Genomic DNA, 22,268 nt, shown 5'->3' on the forward strand with positions numbered 1-22,268 from the left:
TTCTACAGGTATAGAATTTACTCTTGCAAGGTAGAATTTAAAAATTCATTTAACCCCAGAAATGAATGAAATGGAGTTTGAAGATGAATGAAAGAAAATATGTTCGATAAAATTTGGAAAATGTATTGACTTCCGTATATATGTTCTGTATAATACAGCTATCAGAAACGTATCGTTTCTGATAGAAAGGTAAGGTGAAAAGATGCGGCATAAGAGCGAAGAGTTAATGCAGCAGATATTGAATTACGCTGAGAAGTTTTTATTGCTGAATCATCGTTCACCTTATACCAGCGAAATTGCAGATGCGCTCGGTATAGTCAAGAGTACAGTATACAGATACCTCGTTGAGATGAACGAAAGAGGAATGTTGAGCTACCATAACGGGGAGATTGTTACTGAGAGGACGGAGAAGTTATCTCCGGATACAAAACCGGCGGCAGTGCTTGGATCAGTGTCCTGTGGTATGCCGCAGCTTGAGGAGGAATATGTCGAAGAATATGTTTCTCTGCCGGTTTCACTATTTGGGGATGGAGAGTTCTTTATCTTGCGGGCGAATGGAGATTCTATGACTGGAGCAGGAATCAACAGTGGAGATATGGTTGTCATCCGGAAGCAGAATACAGCTTCAGACGGTGATATTGTTGTTGCCCTGGTAGAGAATGAATCAACACTGAAGCGATTTTTTCTTGATACGGAAAGAAGGTGTGTACATTTGCATCCGGAGAATCCGAAGTACCCGGAGATTTACACGCAGAATTGCAGTATTCAAGGTGTTGCTGTTCATGTGATTAAGTCATTGCAAAAGTGATGACAGAGTGACAGCAACAGGTGTAAGTTGCGATGAGATTGTCAGAGCAGATCCCAGTGAAAACAGGATATAACAGGTGGCATGGCTCGATGCTGCGGAATCGCCTGTTATTTACTCATCAACGGTTTTCAATTTCCCTTATCCGTTTGAGTGATAGTATGTGTAGATATTACTTGGAGGATTGATTGATGAGCGAAGAAGATGTATTAGTTGTAACCTGCCCGGTATGTGGCAAAGTAACTCAGAAAAGTATTTTTACCTATTCAGAAGTGAGATGTCAGAGATGCCATAGAGATCTGACGGCATTTGCAGACCTTGGTGTTGTAGTTGGCATTGATATGAATAAGAAGCGTTCTAAGGAAGATGTAGACCGTCTGGAGCGTTATATGACACATCTGGTAGGCGTGATTCGGAACTGTAAGAGTTCTGATTGAATGACAGCATGGATGGTCAGAAGAGAATATTGGATGCAAAGAATGAGAGTATTTATGAACTGTAAGATTGGACGGCAGAATCCTCAGATACAGCGTAGATATTCAAGAGTTTGCTGAACGTGTTGGAGATGGCACAGAATCATCAGGAACCCGGCAAAACATATGCAGCTATCTGTAAAAAGACAGGAACATTGTCTTTTTACAGAAGAAGCATGATGTTTTGCCGTTTTTTTATGTTTAAAAATGGAAATTTATGTGAAAAAACTGTGTATTTGTGGACAAAAAGATTTTAAATGTGTTAAAATTCATTTGCATTAATCGTAACAATTATTTGACTTCACAGACATTTAGAGGTTCGATACTTTTGGTTTATTTCGTTTGATACAGGTGTAGTGTCCTGCCGGAATAAACGGTAAATGTATTTTACACAGACATCATAGGCAGAGGATGACAGAAGTTGTGCCTAATCAAGCCTATGATGCATGGAATGTAAAATCTTTGCTGTTTATTCCGGTTTTTTTGTTCTCAGAAGATTATGTCAGAAAGGGGGTATTGCACGATTTGAAAGAGATACGATCAGAAGAACGGATTGCCTTTGGAAATTCGCTGAGTGAGAAGCGTAGGGAAAGTGGTCTTTCTCAGGAAGAACTTGGACAGATCATTGGCAAAAGTTCTAATGCAATATCCCGATATGAGAATGCGGAGAACACTATGGATGTACATACTTTTGCAAAGACAGTGAATGCCTTGAAAATAAGCCCGTATGAGTTGTTACTGGAATTGGAAGAACCGGAGAGAAATCCAGAAGTCGTATCTCTGATTTTTGAACTGGGGAGGCTGGAACATAAGAAACAGAAAGTGGTACTGGAAACAATGAAAGCGATGATAAACAGCTTGTCCTCGATGGAATAGAAAATTTTATGCCGTTGCAGATTCTTTTTTATAAAGAGTTTGCAGCGGTATTTTTTTGCTTTTTTACAGGTTCCACAGATGTGGGGTGGAAAGCATGAAGATTCCCCACATCTGATGAGGTATAGCAAAAATGTTTATTTTATAATCATTTCATCAACAGCAGACAGGCTGATAAGAACAGGAGGACAGAAGATGACACTGGAAGAAGAACTGAGGTTTCGCCGGATGTGTCCCTATGATGCTTTTGGAGATTACTCGGATGTATTGAAGGAAATTCGTCAGAAAGAGAAGGAGAAAAAGACGGATACCGTATCAGTAACAAATAGAAATAAATAAGGCTGGATAAATATGGTGTAACACTTATGCCATAGGTTTCCATAGAGAAGGCAGCAGGCCGGAACTTCGGTTCCGCTAATAAAAAAAATTAGCGGAATCGGGGTCTATTTAGCTTAGCTGCCTTTCTTTTTGCCACCGATTCTGGCAGGAAAGGTGGCAAATTATGCTGACATTAAGAGAGTTAAAGAAAATGATCCAGACACCGGAGAAGAACGAAAAGATACCTACGGATAAGCTGCTGAAGGAGAGAAAGATTCCTGTAGTTGTTTCTAAGAAGATTGGAAATGGAGAGAGAATGGCACTCGTAGCTGTGTATCAGAATGGGTATGCGATGTATCAGACAGCAGGAAGGGTAACGGTTTTTCCAGTGAGTAGCTGTCGATATGAGTATGAATCGGTAATGAACGGAAAAACAGTCCGGATGGAAGAAAGTTTCTTCGATGAAAAGGAATGGTATCTGAGTCTGCTGATGATCGGGGAGGACCGTATTGTCAGCAATAGTTTAAGTCGTGACCGTAATCATAAGTGTTTTTCTTATCATGCGATTGCAGAAGATTATGGGGAGCTGGAAGACAAACTTACCAAAATAGAGGAACAGGTCAGTCAGGAGCAGATGGTTGAACTGCTGATGAGTGTATTGACGGAAAAGCAAAAGGAGATATTGAAAAAGGTTTACTGGGAACAGAAAACGCATAAGCAGATTGCGAGTATGTATGGAATGAGCAGAAGCAGCGTGTCTGATGCAGTGCATAAAGCATTAATGAAAATATCCAGGAGTTTTGATGAAAATGGAGAACCGAGATGATTTTGAGAAAAAAATAAAAAAAATTCAATTTTTGCCGTCCAAACACCCTCTGAAACTTGCAATTAGTGGAGAGGTAAACATCTGAAAGAAAATCTTTAAGATAATCCCAATCCGGCGAACCTTGATAACTGAATAAAAGGTCAGAAGGGAGCGGATGCTCAGTTACGCATTCTGCGACCAGCAAAAGTTTTCTTCTGATCGGAAAATGCTCAATCCTTATTTTTGTTATGCCCGGTTCGCCGGGCGATGACAGTAGACTATGCGCCGGAACTTTTGCATGATGCAGGCTCCGGCGTATGACTGTGCTGTTATCAGAAGTGATGTTCGCACAAATAATTTAAAACGGAGTGATGCTTATGATTGTATCAGACAGGTGAAAGCCTGTAAATCAGCAACAGAAAAATAAAACAAAGTGAGGTATTGAGAAATGAAAGGATCTTGGAAAAGAGTAATGTCTGGTGTACTGTCTGTTCTTACGATTGCAACCACAGTATTTCAGCCGATTACAACTTATGCAGCGGAACCGGATAATACGGCTTCTTCTTTTGAATCTCAGTATCCGGAACTGGAAACGGTGAAGGATAAACTGGCAGAGGATGAGATTGTGACAGCCAGTGATTATACGGTGGAATATGGTTCTGATTTTGACATTAAAGTTGATTTTTCCGGTATAGAGGGAATCAATGATGCTAAGGTAAAGATAGAATTTTATGAAGCGAAGAATGAAGCTGGTGAGGATTTTGATACAGGCAGGGCAGATACCTATAAAGCAGTTTATAAAGTAGAGCCAGTCAGTGGAAATCCGTCTTATCGTGTCAGCAGAAATGTGACAGTAAGGGAAGCGGAAACGGAAGCCGTAACAATGTCAAATACTTCTGAAAATACTACGGGAGAAGGTAATGCCGGAGGAACGGAGGATATTGGAACTGCAGATGATGAAGAGACGGACAGGCAGACAGAAACAACGACAGACGAAGAAACTGGACTAACAGTTTCTGATGTGATGGAACAGGCTGACGAGGAAGGGATTGACCTTTATTCCTTAGATGAAGGGGAATCAGTTACTTTTATGGCAAGGGTAGCATCTACGACAAGCACCAAGAAAGTAACAGTGACAAGAGGAGCCTGCTATCAGTATTCTGATTATGGTTACGGAAGTTATCTGACTTATCAGTACACTGTAAAGTTTGGAAGTGTTTCTGCTACTGCTTACTGTATTCAGCCGGAAAAATCCAGTCCAGGAAGTGGAACTTATGATATTACCAAGCTGAGTGATGGTAAGAAACTTGCGAAAGTCTGCTATTACGGAACAAAGGCATCCGGTGATGATGGATTTTTTACAGAAGAAAATGGCTATGGAAATCTGAGTACAGGAGCAAGATTTATCCTGGTACATCTGGCAGCATCTTATGCCAACAGTGGAGATTCTGCTTTTTCCGGTGCAAGCAGCAAAGCAAAAACACTTGCTATGAAACTGTATAATTACTGTATTTCGCAGCCAAATATTCCAGATGTTGAGATGAGCTTTTCAGATGCGAATGTGACTGCCTATGTGGATGGCAGCAGCCAGAGAACAAAGGAGATTACTTTTAAGGCAGATGAACTGCAAAGTATCACAATGAAACTTCCAAGTGGAGTAAAGCTTCATAATGTGACAACAGGAAAGACAAGCAAGGCAGGAGAATCCGTAGTGATCAGTGGCGGAACAAAGTTCTATCTGTCTGCACCGCTTACTCAGGTAAGTGATGTAGCAGGAAGCTGGTCCGCTACAATGAAGGGAAGTATCACAAAAGATTATTCTGCTTATAAGATCAGTACTGGTTCTGGTTCACAGGATCTGGCATTGGTGTTTGGCGAAGGTGTCGATGATGAAAAGTATGTGGACTTTAAAGTGACATGGGTACAGTATGCCAGTGTGAAAGTCATTAAAAAGGATTCCAAAGCAAATGCAAAATTGTCCGGAGCTGTATTTGGCTTATACAGTGATGCAGACTGTAAGAACCTGATTACAAAACTGCCTGCAACGGATGCGAATGGAGAAGCATCTGCACAGATCGTTAAGACACAGGATACAGTTTATCTGAAAGAGATTACTGCACCAAGCGGTTATCGTATTAATGCTACAGCCTACAATGTGAAGCTGGAAGTCAGCAAGACGACTACGGTAACTGTTCCGGATGAAGAACAGCTTGGACAGCTTACTGTATATAAAGAGGGTGAAGTTCTCACAGGTGCAGATGTGACAGAAAACGGAACAACATTCCGATATGAAAAACGCCGACAGAAAGGTGCTGTTTATAATGTTTATGCCGGAGCAGATATTACAACTGCTTATGGTACAAAAGTTTACAGTAAAGGTGATCTGGTAAAGGAGAATCTGACAACAGATTCCAATGGTGCTGTGATTCTTAAAAATCTGCATCTTGGTACATATGTTGTAAAGGAAGTACAGGCTCCGTCCGGTTTTTATAATGCAGGGGAAGAAAAGACAGTAAAACTTGCTTATGCAGGACAGAATGTAGAAGTGGTATTTTCTGAAACAACTTTTACGAATGACAGACAGAAAGCAGAAGTTATTGTGACAAAGCAGGATAAGGATACAGAAAATCCTCTGAACGGAGGTATTTTTGGAATTTATGCTGCCAGTGACATTACAAATGTGGACGGTACTGTAGTTGCAAAGAAAGGCACACTGATTGAAAAGGCAACCACTGGAACAGATGGAAAGGCAAAATTCAATGCAGATCTTCCGCTTGGATTTTCCTATGAAGTTAAGGAAGAACAGGCTCCAACAGGATATGTGAGAAATACGGAAGATGTTTACCAGTTTGCTTTTTCATATACAAACGATAAGGAAGCAAAGGTGACATTTAACCATACTTTTAAAAATGAACGTGTGACAGCAAAGATCTCTTTACAGAAGCTGGATGCAGAAACAAAGAAAGCAGTTCCGCAGGGAGATGCGACTCTGGAAAAAGCAGTTTATGGACTGTATGCCAGAGAGAACATTGTCCATCCGGATGGTGCAACCGGTGTGATGTATAAAGCAGGAGATCAGGTGGCAACACTTACTACGGATGAAAATGGACAGGCTTCCGTCAGCGGGCTGTATCTTGGAAGTTATTATGTGAAAGAGATTACACCACCAACCGGTTATCTGGCAGATGAGAATGAATATGACCTTTCCTGTGATTATGAGGGGGATATGACTGCTGAGGTGAAGCGTGAGTGTACTTCGCTGGAACAGGTAATGAAACAGCCATTTCAGATCATCAAAGCAGCCAATAATGGAAAGACCGATGCGGATTTACTGAAAGGGGCAGGATTTAGTGCTTATCTGGTATCTTCTCTGAAGGTGAAAGAAGATGGCAGTTATGATTTTGATTCTGCAAAACCAGTAGTGATCGGAGATAATGGTGCAACGGAAATCTTTACAGATGAAAAAGGATATGCCTGCAGTATTGCAATCCCATATGGAACATATGTAGTGCGTGAAACAACAACACCGCATAATTATACTCCGGTAGATGATTTTACAGTCAGCATTACAGAAAATAATCCAAACACACCGCAGACATGGCGTGTGCTTTTAGATGATGAATTTGAAGCCAAACTGAAAATTATCAAAAAGGATGATGAAACAAAGAAAGCGGTACTCCAGAAAAATACAGAGTTCAAAATCTATAACATGGACACTGGAAAATATGTGGAGCAGGTAACGACTTATCCGACTACTGTGAAGCATAAGTCTTATTTTACAGATGAGGATGGATATTTGATCCTTCCACAAAATCTGAAAATCGGGCATTACCGCATTGAGGAAGTAAATGCACCTTATGGATATACGCTCAATGAGAATTACTATGAGGTTGATGTGGATTCCAATACAGCATATCAGATGGACGGTACTTCCGGGGATGTGATCATCGAGGTTTCCTATGAGAATCATCCGGTAAAGGGTGAATTGAATATTGTGAAAAAAGGTGAAGTTCTTGATGGTTTTAAAGACGATTTTACTTACCAGAGTGAGAATCTGGAAGGTGCAGTCTTTGAGGTTTATGCGGCAGAAGATATTTATACTGCGGATTTCCAGAAAGATGACAATGGAAACCGTATCTTAGAGTATGCTGCCGGAACACTGGTAGGAACGGTTACAACTGATAAAGATGGAAAGGCACAGATTGCGGATCTTCCTCTTGGAACTTATAAAGTTGTCGAAAAGACAGCACCAGATGGTTTTGTGTTAAATGAGGAAGCACAGACAGTTACTTTCTCTTATAAAGACCAGGATACAGCAGTGATCGAGCAGACAGCAGCCTTTGACAATGACCGTCAGAAGGTAGAAGTATCTGTTGTAAAAAAAGATGCAGAAACGGATGCGGTTATTGCTGGTGCAGAGTTTGGTCTGTATGCGAAAGAGGATATTCTGGCACATGAAAATGTGCTTGTGAAAGCAGATACACTTCTTGGAAAAGCAGTTACTGATGAGGATGGCAAGGCAGTCTTTGACCTAGACCTGCCATTTGGCAAATATTATATCAGAGAACTTGCAGCACCGGCAGGTTATGTATCTTCGGATGAAACACTGGATGTCACTGCAGCTTATCAGGGACAGGATGTGAAAGTAATAAAACTTGCATCTGAATTTAAAAATCAGCCAACCAAAATCACAGTGAAAAAATCTGACATTACAACAGGAGTTGAACTTTCCGGAGCAACACTGACAGTTCTCGATAAGGATAAAAATGTAATAGATACATGGAAATCTGTAAAGGGTGAGGAACATCTGATTGAGCGGCTGACTGTGGGTGAAACATATACTCTTCGTGAAGAAATGGCTCCTTATGGTTATCTGAAAGCGGAGGAGATTACCTTTACTGTAGAGGATACTGCTGAAATCCAGAAAGTGGAAATGAAAGATGATGTGCCGACTGGAACTCTGATTATCAATAAGAAGGGTGAATTTCTGGAAAAAGTATCTGCACTTGATTCCGTAGGTGGATGGTTCAGCCATTTATTTGAATATATTTCCGGTTCCCTGAAAGAAGTTACTTTTGAGGTTTATGCACTGGAAGATATTAAAGCTGCGGATGGTGAGAGTGAAGATTATTACAAGAAAGATGATCTGATAGCAACGATCACGACAGATGAAACAGGAGTGGCAAAACTGACAGATCTTCCGCTTGGCAAATATTATGTCAAAGAAAAGGAAACGGCAAACGGCTATGTACTGGATGGTACAGCTCGTGAGATTGACCTGACATACCGGGATCAGGATACTGCCGAGGTAACTTATTCTTCCGACTGGCAGAATAACCGTCAGAAAGCGGAAGTAAAGGTGCTGAAAAAAGAAAAGGATTCTGACAGGGTACTGGAAGGTGCAGTATTCGCTCTTTGCAATAAAGAGGACATTGTAAATGCAAATGGTGATGTCATTCTGAAAGCAGATACCGTTATTGAGGAGCAGGCTACGGACAAAGAGGGAAAACTGACATTTACGGCAGATCTTCCGATTGGTTACACTTACTATGTCAAAGAAACTTCCCCGGCACCGGGATTCGCAACAACGGATCAGGTACAGGAGTTTACTTTTGAATATGATGGTGCAGATAAGGAAACACTGTCTTATGAGTTTACCTTTGAAGATGAACCAACAGTTGTGGAGATTACAAAAACTTCTTTGACTGATGGAAAGGAACTGGAAGGGGCGAAACTGGAAGTGACGGATGAAGATGGCAAGGTGGTAGATTCATGGACTTCCGGAAAAGAGGCTCATATTATTAAAGAGCTTGTTGCAGGAAAGAAGTACACTCTGACGGAGACAAAACCGGCAGATGGTTATGTGACTGCGGAGAGTATTACTTTTACAGTAGAAGATTCTTCTAAAGCACAGAAAATCGAGATGAAAGATGATGTGACGAAAGTGCAGATTTCCAAAACGGATATTTCTGGGAAGGAACTTCCAGGAGCGAAGCTGACCATTCTTGACAAAGACGGAAAGGTCGTAGAAAGCTGGACTTCTGAAGAGAAAGCACACTATATCGAGATGCTTCCGATCGGAGAATATACACTTCGTGAAGAAACAGCACCGGACGGTTATCTGGTGGCAGAGGATGTGAAGTTCACTGTAAAAGATACCGGGGAAATTCAGAAAGTTGTGATGAAGGATGAAGCTAAGCCGACGGAAACGCCAACGGAGACACCAACAGAAACTCCTTCTGAGACACCGGAAACAACGGATACTCCATCCAGTACAATATCTACTGATGCACCCAAAACAGGTGATGACACACCTGTGATGTTCTGGATTCTGCTTGCAGGATTAGGAATGATCGGATTTGGAACATCTGCGGTATATTTACGTAAAAAAAGAAAAAAATAAGTAACTGTAAGGTTTTGAAACAGGATAGGGGCATTTATGGGCAAAAACAGTTCATAAATGCCCTTTTTCATAACAGATGTATCTGTGGAAAGCTGGTAGTGGCAGATTCCCAGAAAAAGAAGAACAGGAGGAACAGATAAAATGAAAACAGTATTGATCGCTGCATCTGTTGCGGTGTTTTTAGTATATGGATTTGTCATGTACTGCTGTATCAAAGTAGGTGCAGAATCGGAGAAAGACTATGACAGACTGACAAAGGGTGAGGGAAAGGAAAATGGCGGTTAAGAATCATTGGAAGCCATGTAAGGGCTGTCCTTATGGCAAATATCATCCCTGCCTTGGATATTGTATTGCAAAAATACTGAAAGAAGTGAAGGAGCATCGGAATACCGGATAAAGACTGCATATTTCCTTACCATTATGGGGAGGAAGCAGAACAATATACTTTTTACCGGATTCCTAAAATTCTATTTACCAGTCCGAAGTTCAGAAAGTTGTCCTGTGAGGCAAAACTGCTGTATGGATTGTTACTCGACCGGATGCAGCTTTCAGTGAAGAACCGATGGCTGGATGCAGATGGAAAGGTTTATATCTATTTTTCCCAGGAACAGATTGCGGAAATGATGGGTTGTGGGCTGAAAAAGGTCGGAAGCCTGCTTGCGGAGCTTGACAGCAGAAAGGGAATCGGACTGATAACAAGGATACGGCAGGGTTTGGGAAAACCGGACAGGATTTATGTACGACGGTGCATCTGTGTAGATTTATCAGAAGGGAATATCCAGACACGTCAAAATGACATTTCTGGATATATCAAAATGGCAGATACAGATATGTCCAAAGTGCCGGGTAATGATACTGATAAGAATAAGACTGAGATAAATGATACTGAGTATCTATCTTTTCTTTCTGCGGATGAGAGTGAAGAAAGCCGCAGGAAACAGATAGAAAGAGAAGCGTATTACAAAATTATCTGTCATAACATCGGGTACGAGTACCTGATAGAAGAATGTGACAGGGAAATGCTGGATGAGATTGTTGCATTGGTGGTGGATGTTATCAGTTCAGACCGGGAATTTATCTGGATTGGCAGAGATAGGAAACCATTTGATGTGGTAAAAAGTCAGTTTTTAAAATTAAATGCAGAACATATCCGGTTTGTGATGAAATGTCTAAGAGAAAACACCAGTAAAGTGGTGAATATCCGGCAGTATCTTCTCACAGTTTTGTATAATGCACCGCTTACGATTAGTAATTATTATTCCGCATTGGTGCAGCATGATATGTATGGTAATGAAGATTGATTCGATATAAAGGAGCAGACGAAAATGAAAGAAAAGGATAAAGTGCTTCAGGCATTATGTGATGGTCTGGGCGAAAATTATAAACTTATGGAGATTGACCTGGAGCTTTGTATTTACAGAAACTTTGGAAATCGCTTTGAAGTAGAAGTCAGTGGAGTACATACAGCCAAGCAAAATAAAAAAGCAACAATCTACCTGTGGTGTATGGATGAAACAGGTGCCCATGGGTACATCATTAAAAAAGTTGGTGAAGTTCCAAGAAACAAAATTGGTAAAACGGTGGAGGAACTGTATGAATATAGTGAGAACCTGATCAGCCAGGGATATGACTGTTATGAGAAAGTACAGGCTTATCTGAAAGAGCTGGTAAAGAAAGAACAGATTAAGAAAGAGGAGGACAACGGTGCAAGATGAAGTAAATGAAAAAACGGTATCCCTGTGTATCCGGGGTGGAAAGATAACTGCCCAGTTGCTTAAAGCTGCCATGAGAAAAGCTCTTGCCCAGATGGAACAGGAGAAAGCAAAACAGAAGCAGCAGAGTAAAGTACAAAAACAGCAGGATGACAAGACGAAGGATAAATCTTATCGAGGAAAACAAACCATGGATAAGCTGATGCGGCAGAATGTACAGCTTTCCAATATTGAAATTACTGATGGGAATATCAAATCTTTTGAACGGGTGGCGAAAAAGTACAGTATTGATTTCAGTCTGAAAAAAGATACGACAGCAAAGCCGCCGAGATATTTTGTTTTCTTCAAAGCAAGGGATGCAGATGTCATGACCGCAGCATTTAAGGAATACACTGGTAAATCTCTCAATAAGACAAAGAAACCGTCTGTAAGGACAAAACTGAAGGATGCGATCACACAGGCGAAGGATAAGAACCGAGAACGGGAGAAAACGAAGCAGAAAGAAAAGGAGCCGACACTATGAACCGATTTCAGAAGATGCGTAAAGTATGCAAGGGGTATCTGGAGAGAATCCCGCCACTGCTTATGCAAGGCTTTCAATGGGGAGCTGACTGGCTGAGAGAAAAAATCTTAGATTTAGGGGAGTATCTGAAAAGAAATTCCCTGCGGATACTGGCATTGAATACTCCTTATGTCATAATCTTTTATCTGGTAGATAAAGAAGCATGGCTGTATCAGTATTGTCAGGGAGATTCATCGGTGGAACGGCTGATGGTGCTGCTTTTGAATTTTCAAATGGCATTTACTTCTGTTCTGCCTAGCATAGAAAAGATGCCACTACTGGCAGGTTTTACCGGGGCATTGGCTGTAAAACTTCTGGTTATGATGAAGATGAAAAATGCCAAAAAGTTCCGACAGGGAGAAGAGTATGGTTCGGCAAGATGGGGAACTGCAAAAGACATTGCACCCTTCATTGATCCAATATTTGAAAACAATATTCTTCTTACTATGACGGAAAGGCTGACCATGAACAGCAGACCAAAGCTGCCGAAATTTGCAAGGAACAAGAACGTGATTGTAATCGGTGGCTCCGGTTCCGGTAAGACAAGATTCTATGTAAAGCCTAATCTGATGCAGATGGGAAAATACATCAGTTATGTCGTGACCGATCCCAAGGGAACGATTATTATTGAGTGCGGCATGATGTTAGTAAGGAATGGATATAAGATAAAAGTGCTGAATACCATCAACTTTTCAAAGAGTATGCACTACAACCCTTTCCATTACATCCGGTCAGAAAAGGATATTTTAAAATTGGTGAATACGATTATGGTAAATACAAAAGGGGAAGGCGAGAAGTCCAGTGAAGATTTCTGGAGTAAAGCGGAACGCCTTTTATACTGTGCTTTGATTGGTTATATCTGGTATGAAGCACCGGAGGAAGAACAGAACTTTGCGACGCTGCTTGAATTTATCAATGCATCGGAAACAAGAGAAGATGATGAGACATTCAAAAATGCAGTAGATATGATGTTTGAAGAACTGGAGAAAGAAGAACCGGAACACTTTGCGGTACGTCAGTATAAAAAATATAAATTAGCCGCCGGCAAAACAGCGAAGTCGATTTTGATCAGCTGTGGAGCCAGACTTGCTCCATTTGATATTGCGGAACTTCGTGAGATCATGAGTTACGATGAAATGGAGCTGGATATGATGGGAGATCAGAGGTCTGCATTGTTTGTTATTATCTCGGATACAGATGATACCTTTAACTTTGTGGTAGCAATGATGTACAGTCAGTTATTCAATTTATTATGCGACAGGGCAGATGATGTACACCATGGCAGACTGCCGTATCATGTAAGAATCCTCTGTGACGAGTTCGCAAATATCGGACAAATTCCGAAGTTCGACAAGCTGATCGCAACCATACGAAGCAGAGAAATATCTGCTTCTATTATACTCCAGTCGCAGTCACAGTTAAAGACCATTTATAAAGATGCTGCAGAAACTATTTTAGGGAATTGTGACACAATGCTGTTCCTTGGTGGAAAAGAAAGTTCCACCTTAAAAGAGATTTCAGAAACACTTGGTAAGGAAACCATTGATTTATATAATACATCGGATACGAGAGGGCAGAGCCGTTCTTACGGGATGAACTATCAGAAAACCGGAAAAGAACTGATGAGCAGGGATGAACTTGCGGTGATGGATGGAAATAAGTGTATCCTCCAGCTAAGAGGTGTCCGTCCGTTTTTCAGTGACAAGTATGATATTACAAAACATAAACGCTATAAGGAACTGTCTGATTACGATAAACGCAATGAATTTGATGTGGAAGCGTACATGAGGCACAGAATGGAAGTAAAACTTACAAGGTCAGAAGAATTTGACCTGTATGTGTTCTCAGGGGACAGCCTTATGGAACAAGAAAATAATGAAAACAAGGAAGCGGAGCATGTAGAAAATCCAACTACATAGCTCTTTTTCTTTGCCCTTTTGGGAGGTGAGAGGATGCACAGGTATGAACGACCGCCCATCAGGGCAGGGCCGGTCAGAATACAGCAGGAATTTATAAGCAAAAAACTTGAGAGGAGATAAAACATATGTCGTTTTTTAATTCAGCAATCAATATTTTACAGACACTTGTAGTAGCAATCGGAGCAGGTCTTGCAGTATGGGGAGTTATTAATCTTCTGGAAGGATACGGCAACGACAATCCTGGGGCTAAGTCACAGGGAATCAAACAGCTTATGGCTGGTGGTGGTGTAGCACTGATCGGAACACAGTTGGTACCGCTGTTATCTGGATTGTTCGGTTAAGTGCAAAAAGAGAGGAGATAACTCATGGATCGTATATTTGAGGCGATTGAAACATGGATGAGGGATCTTCTGACAGGCATGGTAAGTTCCAACCTGACAACAATGTATACCGATGTCAATGAAAAGACAGGTGAGATTGCTGCTCAGGTTGGGCAGACACCACAGGGCTGGAATGGAAACATTTTCAGCATGATACAGAATCTTTCCGATTCGGTAATTGTTCCGATTGCCGGTATGATTATCACTTTTGTACTTTGTTATGAATTGATTTCCATGCTGACAGAAAAAAATAACATGCATGATTTGGACACATGGATGTTCTTTAAATATTTTTTCAAGATGTGGGTGGCGGTCTGGATTGTCAGCCATACATTCACGATTACTATGGCGGTATTTGATGTCGGACAGACGGTGGTAAGCCGGGCGGCAGGGGTCATCAGTTCTGATACAGCGATCAATATAGATACGATGATCAGTACGATGGAAACAGCTATGGAATCTATGGAAATCGGTGAACTTGTCATACTGGCACTGGAAACGATGCTGGTAAGCCTGTGTATGAAGATTATATCTGTATTGATCACAGTTATTTTGTATGGACGAATGATTGAGATTTATCTGTATTCCTCGGTCGGTGCAATACCATTTGCAACGATGTCAAACAGGGAATGGGGACAGATTGGAAACAACTATCTGCGGGGATTATTTGCACTGGCATTTCAGGGATTTTTCATGATGGTTTGTGTGGGAATCTATGCAGTCCTTGTGGCAAATATCCAGATGTCAGATAACGTACATTCCGCATTGTTTGGTGTGATGGCATATACAGTGATTCTGTGTTTCAGTTTGATGAAAACAGGTAATTTTGCAAAAAGTGTATTTAATGCTCATTAGCAGGAAGGGGGAAAATGATGGCTTTTGTATCTGTACCAAAAGATCTGACAAAAGTAAAAAACAAGATTATTTTAAATCTTACCAAAAGACAGCTTATCTGTTTTGGACTTGCAGCAGCAGTGGGGGTACCATTTTATTTTTTAACCAGAGGAGTGATTGGTTCCAGTAATGCTGCAACCGGAATGTGTCTTCTGATGCTTCCGGCATTTGTATTTGCCATGTATGAGAAGGATGGGCTTCCGTTAGAAAAAGTTCTGAAGAATATAATTGTGGTCCGGTTTATCCGGCCATCTGTAAGGAAGTATCAGGTGGAAAATATGTATGAGAAAAAACAGAGGATAGTCAGAAAGAAAGGAGGCAGGGAACGTGTTAAAAAGAAAAAATAAGAAAGAGTTGCCAGAACAGTTGGAGGACAGCTTATATCCGGATGATTACTGGCTGGATATGGAAGATGGGCAGGAAGTTTCAGAACCATTGCCAGATGGAGAAAATCCAGTAAGCGGAAAGTTACGCAAAGAACCGATGGTAACTGGTTATGAAGCACTGGAAAGACAAAGAGGTGTCCGCAGACCCAAAAGGAAGATAACCAGAAGGGAAAAGAAAGCATTAAAACAGGCACAGAAATATGAAGCAAAGCTGCGTAAAGAGCAGGAAAGGGCAGATAAGAAAAGTGAAAAAAGAGAAGCAAAACTTGCTGAAAAAGCAGAAAAAGAAGCCATGCGTCAGGCAAAAAAAGACGCAAAAAAGAGAAAAAGTAAACCGGCTTCCACATCCGGGCAAAAAGCGGCAGGAAACAGGAAACCTGTAAAGACAGGGACAAATAAGACAGCAGTGAAAGCAGATACAGCAAAGGAAAAACAGATTTCAGCACAGCAGTCTATTCCATATCATGAGATGGCAAAGGATGGGATATGCCGGGTGCAGGATAAGTTTTATTCAAAAACGATCCGGTTTTATGACATCAACTATCAGTTGGCACAGAATGAGGATAAGAACGCAATCTTTGAAAACTGGTGTGATTTTTTAAATTACTTTGACAGCACTATTCATTTTCAGTTGTCTTTTATCAATCAGCACAGTAACATGGCGGAATTTGAAAAAGTTATCCTTATCAAGCCACAGGATGATGAATTTGATGAACTGCGTATGGAATTTGCCCAGATGTTAAAGAATCAGCTTTCAAAAGGAAATAACGGATTGCTCCGTACCAAATATATTACATTTGGCATTGAAGCGGACAGCATCCGGGAAGCAAAACCGAAGCTGGAGAGGATTGAATCAGATATTCTCAATAACTTTAAGATTCTTGGAGTTTCGGCTTATCCACTAAATGGAGAAGAAAGACTTCAGATCATGTATGAAACCTTTAATCAGGACAGTAAGGTTCCGTTCCATTTTTCTTATGATGATGTGCTTCGTACAGGACTGAGTACCAAAGATTATGTTGCTCCGACCAGTTTTGTGTTTAAAAATGGCAGGGATTTTCAGATGGGCGGTACGATAGGTGCTGTCTCTTATTTGCAGATTCTTGCACCGGAGCTTACTGACAAGATGCTTGCGGAATTTCTGGAAATGGACTGTAATCTGATGGTTAATCTCCATATACAGTCTATCGACCAAATGAAAGCAATCAAGCTGGTAAAGAGTAAGGTAACAGATATTAACAGGATGAAAATTGAGGAGCAGAAAAAAGCGGTACGTTCCGGATATGATATGGACATTATCCCATCAGACTTAAATACATACGGTGGGGAAGCAAAAAGGCTTCTGGAAGATTTACAGTCCAGAAATGAGAGAATGTTCCTTGTGACGGTATTGTTTTTAAATACTGCACAGACGAAGCAGGAACTTGAAAATGTGGTATTTCAGACTGCGGGAATTGCACAGAAATATAATTGTGCGTTGAAACGTCTGGACTATCAGCAGGAGCCGGGACTGATGAGCTGTCTGCCTCTTGGGATGAATCTGGTTCCGATCAAAAGGGCACTGACTACAACATCCACAGCAATTTTTGTTCCGTTTACCACACAGGAATTATTTATGGGAGGGGAATCTATTTATTATGGATTAAATGCCCTTTCCAATAATCTGATCATGGCAGACAGAAAGAAATTAAAGAATCCGAACGGTCTGATACTTGGTACGCCAGGTTCTGGTAAATCCTTTGCTGCAAAACGTGAAATTGCTAATGCTTTTATTGTGACAAGGGATGATATTATCGTCTGCGATCCAGAAGGGGAATATTACCCACTTGTCCGGGCATTTCATGGACAGGTTATCAGGATTTCGCCAACCAGCCATGATTATATTAATCCGATGGATATTAACCTTGATTATGCAGATGATGATGACCCGTTATCTCTAAAGTCAGATTTTATCCTGTCTTTATGTGAGTTGATCGTGGGAGGTAAAAATGGTCTGGAACCAGTGGAAATGACTATCATTGACCGATGTGTACGGCTGGTCTATCAGGATTATCTTTCTGACCCAGTGCCAGAGAATATGCCAATACTGGAAGATTTATATAATCTTCTCCGAGAACAGAAAGAGCAGGAAGCACAGCGGCTTGCCACTTCCCTTGAAATTTATGTTAATGGTTCTCTGAAAGTATTTAATCACAGAACAAACGTGGAACTGAATAACCGTATGGTTTGCTTTGACATTAAAGACCTTGGAAAACAGTTGAAAAAACTGGGGATGCTCATTGTACAGGATCAGGTCTGGAATAGAGTAACAATCAATCGCTCTGCAAATAAGAGTACCCGATATTATATTGATGAGTTTCATTTGCTGCTGAAAGAAGAACAGACAGCAGCATACAGTGTGGAAATTTGGAAGCGATTCCGTAAGTGGGGCGGTATCCCGACAGGTATTACACAGAATGTCAAGGACTTGCTTGCATCAAGGGAAATTGAAAATATATTTGAAAACTCAGACTTTATCCTGATGCTGAATCAGGCTTCGGGTGACAGACAGATTCTTGCGAAACAGTTAAATATTTCACCGCATCAGCTTTCCTATGTTACCAACAGCGGAGAAGGTGAGGGACTTGTTTTTTATGGAAGTACGATTATTCCATTCAAGGATAAGTTTGATAATTCACTGATGCTGTATGCACTCATGACTTCCAAACCAGATGAAGTAGAAAAGCGGAAGCGTCTTGGAATCGGGGAAAGAGATGAAGAGTAGTTGTAAAAAAGATAGAACAAAACAGAGAAAACGGAGGATTACAGAATGGAAAATAATTGTATGGCAAATCCATGTGAAGGATGCACAGAAGAGGCTTGTGTAGAAATGATGAAAAAACTGCAGGCTGATGAAAAGGTTAAGCAGCTTTTAGAGGCAGGAAAGGATAGCAACGGTGAAGAAGTATTTGGTGAAATGTTGGATGATATGCTTTTCCTGTCAGAAATGATTGACTTACAGCAGGTGCTTTTTTATCTGAGAGAAAAGGAAGGACTGAGTGAAAGGATGCTGGATATGCTTTTGACTTCGATTCTTTCTAATGTAGACGAAATCTCACATAAATGGGAAGTATACAAGGATAAAGCGAATTAAAGGGAAACCGCAGCAAAGGGGATGGTGAAATTGCAGGAACATGAATATAAAGCCAGAGATAAAACCGTCCATAAGATGAGCAGGGATGGTCTTAGGGAAGAAAACCTGCATAACAAGGAAGAAAAACGGATCACCAGTCGTGATGAGGATATAGAAGTTTCCAGAAATCCGAAAAAAGAAGAAGATTTCGGAAAAAATCGACGGGAGCGAATAACGGAAAGTAAAGATATACCGACCAGAAAGAAACCCTTTGATATAACCAGATACAGTATAGATGAAGAACAAAAAGTGAAAATGGAACAAGATCTGGGGAATGGGGATGCGAAGGAAGATATGTCTTTAACGGAAGATTCCGGGCCAGATAAACATGCCGTATTTCGTACAGAAAGTATCCGGGGACAGCCAAGAAGTGAACGTGCTGCTCTGGAAACCGCAGTGGACAGCAGAAAACTTAGACAGAGAAAAATGGTCAGAGATTACGCAGAAAGAGAAAAACGGAAGGAAAAGGAGGCTTCCAGACAACAAAAAACTGCGGAAAAAGAAAATATCCGTTATCGTGAAACATCTCAGGTTACAGAAGAATCACTGGAAGGATTTCAGGATGAGATCAAAGGTAAGGTAAAGCGGGAGCGGATACTGAAAGAACAGAAAAAACAGTCCCGGCTTTCTTTTGGAGATGAAGGGGATGGCATGGTACATGGAGCAGGAACCGGAATCCGCAAATCAGCTTCGGCAGTGAAAAATGCTGCTCTTACTGTGGGACACTGGAAAGCCCATGAAGCAGAAGATGATAACGCTGCTGTGGAAGGGGCACACAGGATGGAACTTGCAGGGGAAAGTCTTGCAAGAAAGTCTATTTATGTCCGGCAGCGACTGAGGGAAAGCAGAAAACAGTCTGCCCGTCTGACAGAAAATATGCTGGATGAAGCAGAAAATAGCAGGCTGATGTTTAATGCTGCTTACGGAAAGCAGGCAAAAAATGCAGTGAAGAGAGAAGCTGACCAGAAGAAAAAATCAGCACTTCAAAAATTACTACAGAAAAAACGATACCAAAAGCAGTACCGGGCGGCAAAAGAAAGTAAAAAAGCCAAAGATGCGGCAATCACATCGGCACAAAGATTTACAGAAAAAACAAAAGATGCAGTCAAAATGGTGGCGGCACAAAACAAAGGAATCTTTGCTACAGTAGCTCTTTTTGGACTGATTTTTGTTCTGATAGCAGCCAGTTTTTCCAGTTGCAGTGCAGTTTTGCAGGGTGGTTCTTCAGCGATCATTTCAACCAGTTATTCCAGTACGGATGAAGATATTTATGCTGCAGAAAATGCGTATAAAGCTCTGGAGGAAGCATTGAACACACAGATCAATCAAATAGAATCCAGGCATCCGGATTATGATGAATACCGTTATCAGATTGATGAGATCGGACACAATCCATATCAGCTTATTTCTTATCTGACAGTGAAATATGGCGGTTTTACTTATGCAGAAGTCGCAGACGAGATAAAAGAAATCTTTCAGCAGCAATATGGAATCAATACACAGTCTACCAGAGAAACCGTAACAGAAACAAAGACTGTCCGGGTTGGAGAATCATTGGGACAGGTTGTTACCAGTGGATATTGCAACTGTTCCATCTGCTGTGGTCAGTGGAGTGGAGGACCGACCGCAAGTGGAGCAATGCCTACCGCAAACCACACGATTGCCGTAGATGCGACAAATCCTTTTGTTCCGATCGGCACTCATGTAGTGATGAATGGCGTGGAATATGTGGTAGAAGATACCGGAGCTTTCGCAAGATATGGTGTGCAGTTTGATGTTTATTATGATAATCATGCGGCGGCATCTGCCCATGGACATCAGACATGGGAGGCTTACATAGCTGACAGCAACGGAAGTCAGGAAGTGGAAGTGACAACAACAAAAGAAGTGAACCGTCTGGATGTTACTATGACCAATCATAATCTGGATACGGTGTTAAGAAGCCGTATGACAGAAGAGGAACAGGAAAGATACGATGCGTATAACCGATATTATGGAAACAGGGATTACCTGTTTGACCTGAATTCCATTCCGACAGGAAGTAGTGGTTTTGGCTATACGATTCCTGGTGAAGCGTTATCTGACCCGCAATTCGCAAAGATGATACGGGAAGCAGAGAAATATCTGGGAGTGCCTTATGTATGGGGTGGTTATTCTCCAAGCGGTTTTGACTGTTCTGGATTTGTAAGCTGGGTAATCAATAATTGTGGAAATGGATGGAACATAGGAAGGTGTACTGCCGATGAACTTCGTTCTCATTGTTCACAGGTATCCCCATCAGAAGCAAAACCGGGAGATCTGATTTTCTTCCAGGGAACTTATAACACAAGCGGAGCGAGTCATGTAGGCATTTATGTTGGCAACAATATGATGATACATTGCGGAAAGCCGGTACAGTATACAAGCATTGCAAGTTCTTACTGGCAGGAACATTTTATGGCATTTGGTCGTCTGCATTAGGAGGTGACAGGGCAGATGAATATGAAGTTAAAAAAAGTTCTGGATGATATTCAGAAAACAGAAGAAAAGATTGCAGAACTGCAGAAGCATCTGAAAAAGCAGAATGATTTAAAACAGCAGATGGAGGACATAGAAATTATCAAATCTTTCCGTTCACTGAAGCTGGACAGCAGGGAACTTCTTGTACTGCTTGATGGGATTCAGAAAGGAACGGCAACGATTCGGCTGGATGAAGAAGGCAGTATTGCAATAGAAGATGCAGGAGAAAAGATAGACGGAAACAAAGAAAATAACAAAGGATCTGATGTACAGATACTGGAAAGAGAGGGCTTAGAACATGAAAAATAAAGTAGTAAAAAAACTGATGATGATTGTAATGGCAGTTGCAATGCTTTCGGGATTTTCGTTTGCAACCGTATATGCAAATGCTGATCCGCCTGCGGAAGAAACAACTACCGAGGTTGTGGCAGAAACATCATCGGAGGCAACCACAGAAGAAAATACGGAGGATACGGGCAGAGTGATCGCAGAAAGTGATTCCTCTGCCTTTTCTACGCCGGGAAATGCACAACTGGTCGATGATAAGGAAAATGATGATACAAAGCAGTTCCTTACCATCCAGACAAAAAAGGGAAATACTTTTTATATGGTAATTGACCGTTCCAGCACATCAGAAAATGTCTATATGATGTCGTTGGTTGATGAAAATGACCTTGCAGAATTCCTGGATGAAACAGAAGACAGTAAGACAGAGAAAGAACAGAAGGTAGTGATTCCGGAAACAACCACAGAAACAACACCTGCTGTGGAAAAAGAAACAGAAGAAACAACACAGAAAAATACAGGCGGTGCAGACATTTGGAAACTCTGTACCATTGTATTAGCAGGGGGACTTGGTATTGGTGCAGTGGTTGTATATCTGAAATATGGTCGTAAAAAAGAAGATGGTTTTGTCAGTGAACAACTTGAATTTACAGACGGACCGTTTATTAATGAAGAACAGGAAAATGAAGATGGACAGGAAGATTAAGATTTTGATTCTCTGAAGTTTAGCACAGAAAAATAAGATACAGGGAAGGGACAGCTAATCTGGCTGTCCTTTTCAG

Annotated in this window: 20 protein-coding genes; all 20 read left to right on the top strand. The window is 41.1% G+C overall.

Annotation, left to right across the window (positions count from 1 at the left end; translation table 11 throughout):
• Positions 1-226: 226 nt before the first annotated feature.
• The 20 genes from lexA (at position 227) to LJE12_RS12275 (ending at position 22,192) form a co-directional block, all read left to right on the top strand.
• Entirely contained in the window at positions 227-808 is a 582-nt protein-coding gene (gene lexA / locus LJE12_RS12185) for a transcriptional repressor LexA (RefSeq protein WP_331466150.1), read from the top strand.
• A gap of 188 nt (positions 809-996) precedes the next feature.
• Positions 997-1,242, top strand: coding sequence for a hypothetical protein (locus LJE12_RS12190; RefSeq protein ID WP_069989235.1), 246 nt, complete (start codon positions 997-999; stop codon positions 1,240-1,242).
• 561 nt (positions 1,243-1,803) lie between these two features.
• A complete protein-coding gene (locus LJE12_RS12195; RefSeq protein ID WP_069989234.1) occupies positions 1,804-2,154 on the top strand; it encodes a helix-turn-helix domain-containing protein in 351 nt (116 codons plus the stop codon).
• Positions 2,155-2,346: 192 nt separating this feature from the next.
• A complete protein-coding gene (locus LJE12_RS12200; RefSeq protein ID WP_162840613.1) occupies positions 2,347-2,490 on the top strand; it encodes a hypothetical protein in 144 nt (47 codons plus the stop codon).
• A gap of 163 nt (positions 2,491-2,653) precedes the next feature.
• Positions 2,654-3,295: a sigma-70 family RNA polymerase sigma factor gene (locus tag LJE12_RS12205; protein ID WP_227226981.1), complete on the top strand. Its 642-nt coding sequence runs from the start codon at positions 2,654-2,656 to the stop codon at positions 3,293-3,295.
• Positions 3,296-3,722: 427 nt separating this feature from the next.
• The gene (locus tag LJE12_RS12210; RefSeq protein ID WP_227226982.1) at positions 3,723-9,677 is read left to right on the top strand and encodes an LPXTG cell wall anchor domain-containing protein; all 5,955 of its coding nucleotides are present in this window, start codon (positions 3,723-3,725) and stop codon (positions 9,675-9,677) included.
• 141 nt (positions 9,678-9,818) lie between these two features.
• Positions 9,819-9,962: a hypothetical protein gene (locus tag LJE12_RS12215; RefSeq protein ID WP_162840612.1), complete on the top strand. Its 144-nt coding sequence runs from the start codon at positions 9,819-9,821 to the stop codon at positions 9,960-9,962.
• Entirely contained in the window at positions 9,952-10,074 is a 123-nt protein-coding gene (locus LJE12_RS20030) for a hypothetical protein (RefSeq protein WP_255610833.1), read from the top strand. Before LJE12_RS12215 ends, LJE12_RS20030 begins: the two co-directional genes overlap by 11 nt.
• A gap of 58 nt (positions 10,075-10,132) precedes the next feature.
• Positions 10,133-10,978, top strand: a complete 846-nt coding sequence (locus tag LJE12_RS20285; protein WP_227226996.1) for a DUF6017 domain-containing protein — start codon at positions 10,133-10,135, stop codon at positions 10,976-10,978.
• 24 nt (positions 10,979-11,002) lie between these two features.
• Positions 11,003-11,392, top strand: a complete 390-nt coding sequence (locus LJE12_RS12225) for a hypothetical protein (protein ID WP_069989230.1) — start codon at positions 11,003-11,005, stop codon at positions 11,390-11,392.
• Positions 11,382-11,912 (top strand): PcfB family protein, encoded by a 531-nt coding sequence (locus LJE12_RS12230; protein WP_227226983.1) that lies wholly within the window; start codon positions 11,382-11,384, stop codon positions 11,910-11,912. The genes LJE12_RS12225 and LJE12_RS12230 overlap by 11 nt, the downstream gene beginning before the upstream one ends.
• Positions 11,909-13,870 carry a VirD4-like conjugal transfer protein, CD1115 family gene (locus LJE12_RS12235; protein ID WP_227226984.1) on the top strand — a complete coding sequence of 654 codons (1,962 nt, stop codon included), beginning with the start codon at positions 11,909-11,911 and terminating at the stop codon, positions 13,868-13,870. Before LJE12_RS12230 ends, LJE12_RS12235 begins: the two co-directional genes overlap by 4 nt.
• Before the next feature lie 125 nt (positions 13,871-13,995).
• The gene (locus LJE12_RS12240) at positions 13,996-14,211 is read left to right on the top strand and encodes a Maff2 family mobile element protein (protein ID WP_069989215.1); all 216 of its coding nucleotides are present in this window, start codon (positions 13,996-13,998) and stop codon (positions 14,209-14,211) included.
• Between the two features lie 24 nt (positions 14,212-14,235).
• A complete protein-coding gene (locus LJE12_RS12245; RefSeq protein ID WP_069989214.1) occupies positions 14,236-15,105 on the top strand; it encodes a VirB6/TrbL-like conjugal transfer protein, CD1112 family in 870 nt (289 codons plus the stop codon).
• Between the two features lie 17 nt (positions 15,106-15,122).
• On the top strand, positions 15,123-15,491 hold the full coding sequence (locus LJE12_RS12250) for a PrgI family protein (protein WP_069989213.1): 369 nt from the start codon (positions 15,123-15,125) through the stop codon (positions 15,489-15,491).
• A 331-nt stretch (positions 15,492-15,822) separates the two neighbouring features.
• A complete protein-coding gene (locus tag LJE12_RS12255; protein WP_420314570.1) occupies positions 15,823-18,294 on the top strand; it encodes a VirB4-like conjugal transfer ATPase, CD1110 family in 2,472 nt (823 codons plus the stop codon).
• Between the two features lie 45 nt (positions 18,295-18,339).
• Positions 18,340-18,663, top strand: coding sequence for a hypothetical protein (locus tag LJE12_RS12260; RefSeq protein ID WP_069989211.1), 324 nt, complete (start codon positions 18,340-18,342; stop codon positions 18,661-18,663).
• 30 nt (positions 18,664-18,693) lie between these two features.
• The gene (locus LJE12_RS12265) at positions 18,694-21,162 is read left to right on the top strand and encodes a C40 family peptidase (RefSeq protein WP_227226986.1); all 2,469 of its coding nucleotides are present in this window, start codon (positions 18,694-18,696) and stop codon (positions 21,160-21,162) included.
• 15 nt (positions 21,163-21,177) lie between these two features.
• Positions 21,178-21,510 carry a DUF4315 family protein gene (locus LJE12_RS12270; protein ID WP_227226987.1) on the top strand — a complete coding sequence of 111 codons (333 nt, stop codon included), beginning with the start codon at positions 21,178-21,180 and terminating at the stop codon, positions 21,508-21,510.
• On the top strand, positions 21,500-22,192 hold the full coding sequence (locus LJE12_RS12275; protein ID WP_227226988.1) for a CD1107 family mobile element protein: 693 nt from the start codon (positions 21,500-21,502) through the stop codon (positions 22,190-22,192). The genes LJE12_RS12270 and LJE12_RS12275 overlap by 11 nt, the downstream gene beginning before the upstream one ends.
• Positions 22,193-22,268 lie beyond the last annotated feature (76 nt).

This window comes from Blautia sp. DFI.6.71, assembly GCF_020593585.1.
Classification (GTDB): domain Bacteria; phylum Bacillota; class Clostridia; order Lachnospirales; family Lachnospiraceae; genus Blautia_A; species Blautia_A wexlerae.

Excerpts from the sequence above, each read along its gene's own strand:
- lexA (WP_331466150.1), top strand. The coding sequence starts at position 227 with ATGCAGCAGATATTGAATTACGCTGAGAAGTTTTTATTGCTGAATCAT.
- LJE12_RS12190 (WP_069989235.1), top strand. The coding sequence starts at position 997 with ATGAGCGAAGAAGATGTATTAGTTGTAACCTGCCCGGTATGTGGCAAA.
- LJE12_RS12200 (WP_162840613.1), top strand. The coding sequence starts at position 2,347 with ATGACACTGGAAGAAGAACTGAGGTTTCGCCGGATGTGTCCCTATGAT.
- LJE12_RS12205 (WP_227226981.1), top strand. The coding sequence starts at position 2,654 with ATGCTGACATTAAGAGAGTTAAAGAAAATGATCCAGACACCGGAGAAG.
- LJE12_RS12210 (WP_227226982.1), top strand. The coding sequence starts at position 3,723 with ATGAAAGGATCTTGGAAAAGAGTAATGTCTGGTGTACTGTCTGTTCTT.
- LJE12_RS12215 (WP_162840612.1), top strand. The coding sequence starts at position 9,819 with ATGAAAACAGTATTGATCGCTGCATCTGTTGCGGTGTTTTTAGTATAT.
- LJE12_RS20030 (WP_255610833.1), top strand. The coding sequence starts at position 9,952 with ATGGCGGTTAAGAATCATTGGAAGCCATGTAAGGGCTGTCCTTATGGC.
- LJE12_RS12225 (WP_069989230.1), top strand. The coding sequence starts at position 11,003 with ATGAAAGAAAAGGATAAAGTGCTTCAGGCATTATGTGATGGTCTGGGC.
- LJE12_RS12235 (WP_227226984.1), top strand. The coding sequence starts at position 11,909 with ATGAACCGATTTCAGAAGATGCGTAAAGTATGCAAGGGGTATCTGGAG.
- LJE12_RS12240 (WP_069989215.1), top strand. The coding sequence starts at position 13,996 with ATGTCGTTTTTTAATTCAGCAATCAATATTTTACAGACACTTGTAGTA.
- LJE12_RS12245 (WP_069989214.1), top strand. The coding sequence starts at position 14,236 with ATGGATCGTATATTTGAGGCGATTGAAACATGGATGAGGGATCTTCTG.
- LJE12_RS12250 (WP_069989213.1), top strand. The coding sequence starts at position 15,123 with ATGGCTTTTGTATCTGTACCAAAAGATCTGACAAAAGTAAAAAACAAG.
- LJE12_RS12255 (WP_420314570.1), top strand. The coding sequence starts at position 15,823 with ATGCGTCAGGCAAAAAAAGACGCAAAAAAGAGAAAAAGTAAACCGGCT.
- LJE12_RS12260 (WP_069989211.1), top strand. The coding sequence starts at position 18,340 with ATGGAAAATAATTGTATGGCAAATCCATGTGAAGGATGCACAGAAGAG.
- LJE12_RS12270 (WP_227226987.1), top strand. The coding sequence starts at position 21,178 with ATGAATATGAAGTTAAAAAAAGTTCTGGATGATATTCAGAAAACAGAA.
- LJE12_RS12275 (WP_227226988.1), top strand. The coding sequence starts at position 21,500 with ATGAAAAATAAAGTAGTAAAAAAACTGATGATGATTGTAATGGCAGTT.